Annotated in this window: 5 protein-coding genes and 1 pseudogene; 5 read left to right on the top strand and 1 reads right to left on the bottom strand. The window is 73.7% G+C overall.

Going from position 1 to position 9,040, the window contains the following annotated elements; all coding sequences use genetic code 11:
* A pseudogene (locus ABZ321_RS00165) lies at positions 1-2,293 on the top strand (hypothetical protein); the annotation flags it as partial.
* Here ABZ321_RS00165 and ABZ321_RS00160 read toward each other — a convergent pair.
* Positions 2,274-2,474: a hypothetical protein gene (locus ABZ321_RS00160; protein ID WP_344502928.1), complete on the bottom strand. Its 201-nt coding sequence runs from the start codon at positions 2,472-2,474 to the stop codon at positions 2,274-2,276. The pseudogene ABZ321_RS00165 and the gene ABZ321_RS00160 overlap by 20 nt on opposite strands.
* Before the next feature lie 258 nt (positions 2,475-2,732).
* Here ABZ321_RS00160 and ngcE point away from each other — a divergent pair, with 258 nt between their 5' ends.
* From ngcE to ABZ321_RS00140, 4 genes are all read left to right on the top strand, one after another.
* Positions 2,733-4,106, top strand: a complete 1,374-nt coding sequence (gene ngcE / locus ABZ321_RS00155) for an N-acetylglucosamine/diacetylchitobiose ABC transporter substrate-binding protein (protein ID WP_344502927.1) — start codon at positions 2,733-2,735, stop codon at positions 4,104-4,106.
* Complete coding sequence (locus tag ABZ321_RS00150) at positions 4,106-5,719, top strand: methyl-accepting chemotaxis protein (protein ID WP_354888039.1); 1,614 nt, start codon at positions 4,106-4,108, stop codon at positions 5,717-5,719. Before ngcE ends, ABZ321_RS00150 begins: the two co-directional genes overlap by 1 nt.
* Before the next feature lie 191 nt (positions 5,720-5,910).
* Positions 5,911-7,401 (top strand): FGGY-family carbohydrate kinase, encoded by a 1,491-nt coding sequence (locus ABZ321_RS00145; protein ID WP_354888036.1) that lies wholly within the window; start codon positions 5,911-5,913, stop codon positions 7,399-7,401.
* Complete coding sequence (locus ABZ321_RS00140) at positions 7,398-9,038, top strand: fucose isomerase (RefSeq protein ID WP_354888033.1); 1,641 nt, start codon at positions 7,398-7,400, stop codon at positions 9,036-9,038. Before ABZ321_RS00145 ends, ABZ321_RS00140 begins: the two co-directional genes overlap by 4 nt.
* Positions 9,039-9,040 lie beyond the last annotated feature (2 nt).

Genomic DNA, 9,040 nt, shown 5'->3' with positions numbered 1-9,040 from the left:
GTCGGTCGTGGACGTGCTGGCCGTGGACGCGTCGGTCGTGGACGCACCGGTCGTGGACACGTCGGCGGCGGATGGCGCCGTGCCGCTGGTCGTGGACGTGCTGGCCGTGGACGCGTCGGTCGTGGACGCACCGGTCGTGGACACGTCGGCGGCGGATGGCGCCGTGCCGCTGGTCGTGGACGCGCCGGCTGTGAACGCGCTGGTCGTGGACGGCGCCCCACCGCTGGTCGTGGACGCGCCGGCGGCGGACGGTGCCGCTCTACCGGTCGCGGACCCGTCGGCTGTGAACGCGCTGGTCGTGGACGGTGCCGCGCCGCTGGTCGTGGACGCGTCGGTCGTGGACGCGTTGGTCGTGGATGCGCTGGCCTCGGCTGGCGGCATCGGCGGCAGGGGACCGCGGGCGCTGGCGTACGCGGAGCTCGCCGCGGCGCTGTACACCGCCGGCCGCCCCGACGAGACGCGACGGCTCGCCGCCGAGGTGGCCGCGGCCGCGCCGAGGATCGCCGACCCGGCGGAGCAGGCCGCGGTGTGGATCGCGCTGATCCGCCTCAGCCCGTTCACCGGCGCCGGTGAGATCGAGCGGCACGTCGCCGCCGCCCACGCCGCCGCGGGCCGGTTGCAGCGGGCGCAGCGGACACCCGTCCGTGCCGAGCTCATGGCCGAGCTCATGGCCGCGATCATCGCCGCCGGCGGCCCGGACCGGGCGGAGCGGTACGCCGCCGCCCTGCCCGACGCCGACCAGCGCGCGGCGGCGCTGACCCAGGTCGGCCACGCGGTCGCGGCCGCCGGCGACCACCGGCGGGCGGCGGCGCTCGCGGTCCAGGCCGAAACGGCCGGCCGGACGGTGGACGTGCTCACCCGGGCGCACACCCTCGGCGCCCTCGCCGCGGCGGTCGCCGTCACGGGGCGCCTCGGCCTGGCCGAACGCCTCGCCCGGTCGATCCCGGACGAGCAGCTCCGGGCGCAGGCCCTCGCCCGGCTCGCCACGACGGCCGCCAGGACCGGCGCGTTCCCGCTGGCGGAGAAGCTCGCCGGCGCGGTGCCCGACCCGGCGCTGCGCTCCCGCACCACCTGCGAGCTGGCCGCGGTCGCGGCGGCCGCCGGACAGCCCGACCGGGCCGAGGCGTTCGTCGACGCCGTCGACGACCCGGACCAGCAGGCCGAGGCGCGGACGCAGCTCGCGGAGACGCTGACCCGCCAGGGGCTGCACGACCGGGCGCAGCGCGTCGCCTCGAACCTCGCCGACCCGTTCCAGCGGGTGCTCGCCCGCATCGCCCTGATGAAGCTGGCGTCCGGCCTCGGCGGTGACGAGGCCGCCCGGCTCACGACGGACGTCGACGCGGCGATCCGGGAGCTGCCGCACGCCGACGAGCGGATCCCGGCGATGATCCAGCTCGTCGGTGCCGTCCTCGTCGCCGACCGGGTCCGTGCGTGGCGGCTGACCGCGGAGGTCCGGGACGCCATCGACGAGTTGCCCGACGAGGAACAGCGGGCGTGGCTGATCGTCCAGCTCGTCGAGGTCCTCGCCGCGAACGACGAGGCGGACCGGGCCGAGATCGTCGCCCGGGCCGTCGCCGACCCCGGGCAGCGGACCTGGGCGCTGGTACAGCTCATCGAGACGCTCGCCGCGGCGGGCGAGACCGAGCGGGCCGAGGCGGTCGCGTACGGGCTCGACGACCCGGACGAGCGGGCCAGGGCGCTGGCGCGGCTGGTCCGGGCCGGCGGTGCCGCCGCAGGCAGGCGGGCCGAGGCGATCGCGTTCATGCTGCCCGACCCGTACCGGCAGGCCGAGGCGATGACGGACGTCGCCGCGTCGCTGGCGGAGCGGGGCGACCACGACCGGGCCGAGGCCGTCGCGCTGGCCGTCAGCGACCCCGAGCAGCAGTCGTGGGCGCTGGCCCAGGTCTGCCTGGCCGCCATCGAGGCCGGCGACCTCGGCCGGGCCGAGCGGCTGACCCGCGGCATGCCGGTCGCGGAGCAGCGGGTGCAGGCGCTGGCACCGCTGATCGCCGCGGTGCGGGCGGCGGGGGACCCGCACCGGGCGGAGCAGCTCGCGGCGGAGGCCGAGGCGGTGGTGCGGACGATCACCCAGCCCGACCGGCGGGTCCAGGCCGTCAACGCCCTGGTCGCCGTGGTGCCGCCGGCGCACGCGCACCGGCTGCTCGCCGGCTCGCTCGGCCTGAGCGGCTGGAAACAGTGCCTGCTCAGGCTCGCCGAGGTCGCCGCGCCGGTGGTCCTGCGCGCCGCCGAGGACTACCTGGACGCGGACTCCTCTACCGCCGCTCGTCGATGAGCGCGTCGAGCCGGCCGAGGATCCACAGGGTGGTGACGGCCGCCGCGAGCTGGCCCGGGCCGGGGTGCGTGAACCCGAACCGCGTCGCGGCCTGCTCGGCGACCGCCCCCGCGGTGGAGCCGAGCGAGAGCGCGGTCGTGACGATGACGGCCTGACGGAGTGTCCAGGGCTTCGTTCGCATGTTCGTCCTCCGGTGTACTGGTCGCGAAGTGCTTGCGGCGCCCAGTACACGCGGCAAGAGGCGTTCGCCCGGCCGCCGGCGAACAACGAACCTGCGGGTGGGCGCACCGGCTGCGCGGACAGGGGAATGTTCGCCGCGCACCGGCGAACACCACCGGGTTTGGTTGAACCGGCCGCCGGGTGGGCGGAGGCACCCTGCGGGAGGACCGCGCCGGTGCGAATGCTCAAGCGGCACGGTTCCCGGCCGAGTAGAACGTGCGTGAACCACTTGTCACGACGGGCGCTGCTGGCCGCGGCGACGCTGCCGGCCGCGGGGCTGCTCGCAGGATGCGGGGACGACGGCTCGCCCACGGCGGCGTTCGACCCGTTCGGGATCACGCCGGAGCGCGCGCTCGAGGTGGTGATCTTCAACGGCGGCTTCGGTGACGACTACGCCAAGGCGCACGAGGAGCTGTACCGCAAGCGCTTCCCCCGGGCGCAGATCAAGCACACGTCGACGAAGAAGATCGTCGGCGACCTGAAGGGCCGCTTCGACTCCGGCGACCCGCCCGACGTGATGAACAACGACGGCGCCGACCAGTTCACGACCGGCGAGCTGGTCAACGACGGTGCCCTGCTGGACCTGACGGAGCTGCTGGACAGCCCGAGCCTCGACGACCCCGGCGTGAAGGTGCGCGACACGCTGCTGCCCGGGACGGTGGAGTCGGGGACGTTCAACGGCAAGGTGTACGGGCTCAACTACATGTACACCGTCTTCGGTCTCTTCTACGACGCCACCCGCTGGCAGGCGGCCGGCTGGTCGCCGCCGCAGACGTGGGAGCAGTTCCTGGAGCTCGCCCCGAAGATCAAGGCGGCCGGGGTGGCGCCGTTCGCCCATGCCGGGAAGTACCCGTACTACATGGGCTGGACCATCGCCGACTGGATCCACAAGGCCGGCGGGGCCGCGGCGGCGGCCGCGATCGACAACCTCGAACCGGGCGCCTGGCAGCACCCGGCCGTGCTCGCCTCGGTGGAGCTGGCGATCGAGCTCGTCGGGCGCGGCTTCGTGCTGGCCGGCAGCGACAAGCTGTCGCACACCGAGTCGCAGCAGGCGCTCATCGACGGCCGGGCGGCGATGCTGCCCTGCGGCACCTGGCTGGAGAACGAGATGAAGGCGACGCTGCCGGCGTCGGTGAAGCTGACGATCGTGCCAGTGTGGAGCGTCGGCACGGGCGACACGATGCCCTACGGGTCGGCCCGGGCGGGCGCCTCCGGCACGTTCGCGGTGCCGACGATGGCGAAGAACAAGGCCGGCGGGCTGGAGTACCTGCGCGTCATGCTGTCCAAGGCCGGCGCGGGCCGCTTCAGCGAGCTCACGAACTCTCTGGCCAGCCGGAAGGGCTCGGCCGACGGGGTCGCCGGCTCCAGCGGCCTCGCGTCGGCCAACGAAGTCGTCAAGGGCGCCGGGAACAACCTCATGACCTGGAAGTTCAACGACTGGTACGGGGCGCTGGACAAGGCCTGGCAGGCCACCATCGCCGACGTGATGTCCGGCGCGCTGAAACGCCCCGCGGACTTCGCGGCCCGGATGCAGGCCGCCGCCGACGGGGTCGCCCGGGACAGCTCCATCACGAAGTTCCGGCGGGACGCCTGATGGCGGCCCCGAGCGGGGGTCTGACCGGGGCGCTGCGCGACATCCGGTGGACGATCGGGCGGCGGCTGCTGGCCGGGTTCGCGGTGGCGCTGGTCCTGCTCATCGCCGTGGGCGCGGTGGCGTACCGCAACACGCTGCGGCTCACCGACGACCAGCGCCAGGTCGAGGCGGCGCACGCGTTCATGTCCGAGTTGGACGAGCTGTGGAACGCGCTGCAGGCCTCCTCCAGCGGCACGCAGGCGTTCCTCGTCTCCGGCGCCGACGCCGACCTGAAGGCACACCAGCAGGCGCAGGACGCCGCGACCGCGAAGTTCGCCGACATCGCCCGGCGCATCGGCGCCGACCCCGCCGAGCGGGACCGCATCCGCGAGCTGCGCCCGCTGCTCGACGCGCGGTTCGCGCTCATGGACCGCGTCGTGCAGGCCCGCCAGTCCGGTGGTTTCGAGGCCGCCCGGAAGGTCGCCGACGCGGACCGGGCCCAGCGGCTCACGGCCGGCGTGCAGAGCGTCACCGGCGAGCTCCTCGCCGCGCAACGCCAGTGCATCGCCGCGCTGCAGGCCAGGTCGAACTCCGTCGTCGACTCGACCGAGCGCACCGTGCTGGGCGGGACGCTCATCGCCGCGGTGCTGCTGCTGATGGTCTCGCTGTGGCTGACCCGCGGCATCGTCCGCCCGATCAACGTGCTCTCCGAACGCATCGCCGAGATCGCCGACGGCGACGGCGACCTGACCCGCCGCGTCGACGAGTCCCGCCGCGACGAGGTCGGCGACCTGGCGAAGCGCTTCAACCGGTTCGCCGACAACATCGCCCGGCTGGTCCGGGAGATCGCCGAGACCGCCGACACGGCCTCGGCGGCGGCGCACGAGCTGTCGGTGATCAGCGCCGGCATGACCATGAACGCCGAGCGCACCCACGCCGAGGCCCAGGCCGCGGCCGGGGCGGCGGAGGAGGTCTCGCAGAGCGTCCACACGGTCTCGGCCAGCGCGAACGAGATGGGCAACTCGATCAGCGAGATCGCCCGCAGCACCGCCGCCGCGAGCACCGCCGGCGCCGACGCCGTCGCCCGCGCCGACGAGGCCACAGCCACCGTCACCCGCCTCGGCGAGTCCTCGGCCGCGATCAACGAGGTCCTGGGCATGATCAGCGCGATCGCCAAGCAGACCAACCTGCTCGCGCTGAACGCCACCATCGAGTCCGCGCGGGCCGGCGTGGCCGGCAAGGGCTTCGGCGTGGTCGCCGACGAGGTGCGCGCCCTGGCCCAGCAGACCGCCGAGGCCACCGAGAACATCACGTCCCGCATCGCCGCCATCCAGCGCGACGTCGCCCGCGCCGTCGAGGCCATCACCGCGACCGGCGAGGTGATCGGCACCGTGAACGCCTACCAGGGCAGCATCGCCAGCGCCGTCGAGGAACAGTCGGCGAGCACCGCGAGCATCGGCACCCACATCGGCGGCGCCGCGGACAGCGCGATCAGCATCGCGGGCAGCGTCCGCAGCATCGCCGACATCGCCCAGGTGACGGCCGACGGCATCAGCCAGGTGACAGGCGCCGCGGGCGAACTGACCCAGGTCTCGACCCGCCTCACCCAACTGGTCGGCCGCTTCCGAACCTGACCCCGCCCGCTCCGCGGCGGGGGAAGCGGAGATCGCCCCACACGACGAGCACCGCTGGGCCATCGAGCAAGCTCGTAGTGACCAACGTCTGTGCGGGGGGTGGCACGTCAGACCGGCCGGGAACCGTCGCGACAGCGGTGGGGCGGAAGCACGGCATTGACGGGGAAATCGATTTCTGACATCTTGTTGCCATGTCGGGCAGCGGGATGGTTATCGGCATCGATGTGGGGACGTCGAGTACCAAAGGGGTGCTCGTCGCCGGGGACGGTGCGATCATCGCGACCGCGGTGCGCGGGCACGACGTACAGACGCCGCGGCCCGGGCATGTGGAGATGGACGCGGAGCTGTGGTGGGGCGAGGCCGTCTCGATCGTCCGGGAGCTGCTGGCGGCGCATCCGGGTGAAGTGACGGCCGTCGGGGTGAGCGGGATGGGGCCGTGCGTCGTCCTGACAGGCGACGCCGGCCTCCCGTTGCGGCCCGGCATCCTGTACGGCGTCGACACCCGGGCGACCGCCCAGATCGCGCGGCTGACGGCGCAGCTCGGCGGGCCGGACGTGATCCGGGAGCGGACCGGGTCGGCGCTGTCGACGCAGAGCGTCGGGCCGAAGCTGGCCTGGGTCGCCGAGCACGAGCCGGAGGTGTGGCGGGCCGCGCGGCGGCTGTTCATGCCGGCCAGCTGGCTCGGGTGGCGGCTCACCGGGGCGTACTACCTGGACCAGCACTCGGCCAGCCAGTGCACGCCGATGTACGACGCCGCGGCGCAGGCCTGGCACGAGCCGTGGGCGGCGGACCTGGCGGGGAGCGTCGCGCTGCCGCCGCTGGTCTGGCCCGGCGACGTCATCGGCGGCGTCACCCCGGCGGCCGCCGCCGAGACCGGGCTGCGACAGGGCACGCCGGTCGTGGCGGGGACGATCGACGCCTGGTCGGAGGCGGTCAGCGTCGGCGCGCAGCGGCTCGGCGACCTGATGCTGATGTACGGCACGACGATGTTCCTGGTGCACACCACCGACGTGCGGAACACGTCGCCCGTGCTGTGGGGGACCACGGGGGCGTTCCCCGGCACGCGCAACCTCGCCGCCGGCATGGCGACGTCCGGCGCGATCACGAGCTGGCTGCACGACCTGCTCGGCGCGCCCGGCTACCCGCGGCTCCTGAAAGAGGCGCGCGAGTCCGGGCCGGGTGCGAGAGGGCTGCTGATGCTGCCGTACTTCGCGGGAGAGCGCACGCCGATCGCCGACCCGCACGCGCGCGGGGTGATCGCCGGGCTGACGGTCGGGCACACCCGCGGCGACCTGTACCGGGCGGTGCTGGAGGCGACCGCGTTCGGCGTGCGGCACAACATCGAGGCGATCGAGGCGGCCGGCGGCACCATCGAGCGGATCGTCGCGGTCGGCGGCGGCACGCAGGGCGGGCTGTGGGCGCAGATCGTCACCGACGTGACCGGCCGCGAGCAGCTGATCCCCGAGAAGACCATCGGCGCGAGCTACGGCGCCGCATTCCTGGCGAGCAACACGACAGATGTCGGGATCTGGAACCCCGTCGTCGAGCGGATCAGCCCGGACCCGGGCGCCGCCGCGGTCTACGACGAGCGCTACCAGCTGTACCTCGACCTGTACCCGGCCACCGCCGACATCAGCCACCGCCTGGCAGCCGGCACCGAGTCAACCGGAGGAACCCCATGACCAGTCCGTACCAGCTCCCGGTCCCGTTGGAGCGTCCGGCCGCCGAGCCGGTCACCGCGTACCTGGTGACGAGCGGCGACCTGCGGCCCAGCGCCAACCTGCGGTGCTGGCCGACGCAGCAGCGGCTGGAGGCCGACGTGACCGCGGCCCTGGCGCGGCTCGGCTGGCAGGCGCGACGGGCGCACGAGTTCGACGAGGTCAAGGGGCACGGCTTCATCGACAGCCAGCGCATGGGGATCGAGGTGTTCAAGCACGTCCCGCGCGACGCGCCGCTCATCGTGGTGGAGGCCGTCTGGCAGTACAGCCACCACGTGCTCGCGGGCCTGCGCACCCATCAGGGCCCGATCCTGGTGGTGGCGAACTGGTCCGGCGCGTTCCCCGGGCTGGTCGGCCTGCTCAACCTGACCGCCAGCCTCACCAAGGCCGGCGTGGCGCACTCGGCGCTGTGGAGCGAGGACTTCACCGACGACTGGGCCGTCGACGGGCTGCGCGAGTGGCTGGAGACCGGCACCGTGGTGCACGACCTGTCGCACGTCCGGGACCTGCCGGCGCTCGACCGGGAGGCACCGGAGGTCGTCCTGGGCACCGCGCTCGCCGAGCAGCTGCGCGACGAGAAGGCGATCATCGGCGTCTTCGACGAGGGCTGCATGGGCATGTACAACGCGATCTTCGACGACGAGCTGCTCAACCCGCTCGGCATCTACAAGGAGCGGCTGTCGCAGAGCGCGCTCGTCGCGGAGATGCTGAAGGTCCCCGACGCGGAGGCGGCCGCGGTCACGTCGTGGCTGGACGACCGCGGGTTCACGTTCCACTTCGGCACCGACGAGGCCACCGAGCTGACCGAGGCGCAGGTGCTCAGCCAGTGCAGGATGTACGTCGCGGCGCTGCGGATCAGCGACGACTTCGGCCTCGACGCGGTCGGGATCCAGTACCAGCAGGGGCTGAAGGACGTGGTGCCGGCCAGCGACCTGGCCGAGGGCCTGCTCAACAACGTGGAGCGCCCGCCGGTGCGCAGCCGTGACGGCGCCAGGGAGCTGTACGCGGGCGCGCCCCTGCCGCACTTCAACGAGGTCGACGAGGGGGTCGCCGTCGACGCGCTGCTGACGAACCGGCTGTGGAACGCGATGGGCTTCGACCCGGCGACCACCCTGCACGACATCCGCTGGGGCGAGCAGTACGAGGGCGAGTTCGTCTGGGTCTTCGAGATCTCCGGCTCGGTGCCCGCCTCGCACAACGGCGGCTACGACAAGAGCTACAGCATGCGCCAGCCGCCGATGTTCTTCCCGCTCGGTGGCGGCACGCTCAGTGGCGTGTCGAAGCCGGGCGAGATCGTGTGGTCGCGGGTGTTCATCATGGACGGCGTGCTGCACGCCGACCTGGGCCGGGCGAGCGTGCGGGAGCTGCCGGCGGAGGAGACCCAGCGCCGGCTGGACGCCACCGACCGGCAGTGGCCGATCATGCACGCGGTGCTGCACGGGGTGGGCCGGGACCAGCTCATGGCCCGGCACAAGGCCAACCACGTGCAGGTCGCCTACGCCCCGGACGCCGCCGCGGCCGACCGGGCCCTGCTGGCGAAGGCGGCCATGCTGCACGGGCTCGGCGTCGTCGTGCACCTGTGCGGGGACGTGAAGCTCTAGGT

The organism is Dactylosporangium sp. NPDC006015 (assembly GCF_040614215.1).
Classification (GTDB): domain Bacteria; phylum Actinomycetota; class Actinomycetes; order Mycobacteriales; family Micromonosporaceae; genus Dactylosporangium; species Dactylosporangium maewongense.
This window is presented reverse-complemented; position numbering and strand designations above follow the sequence as displayed.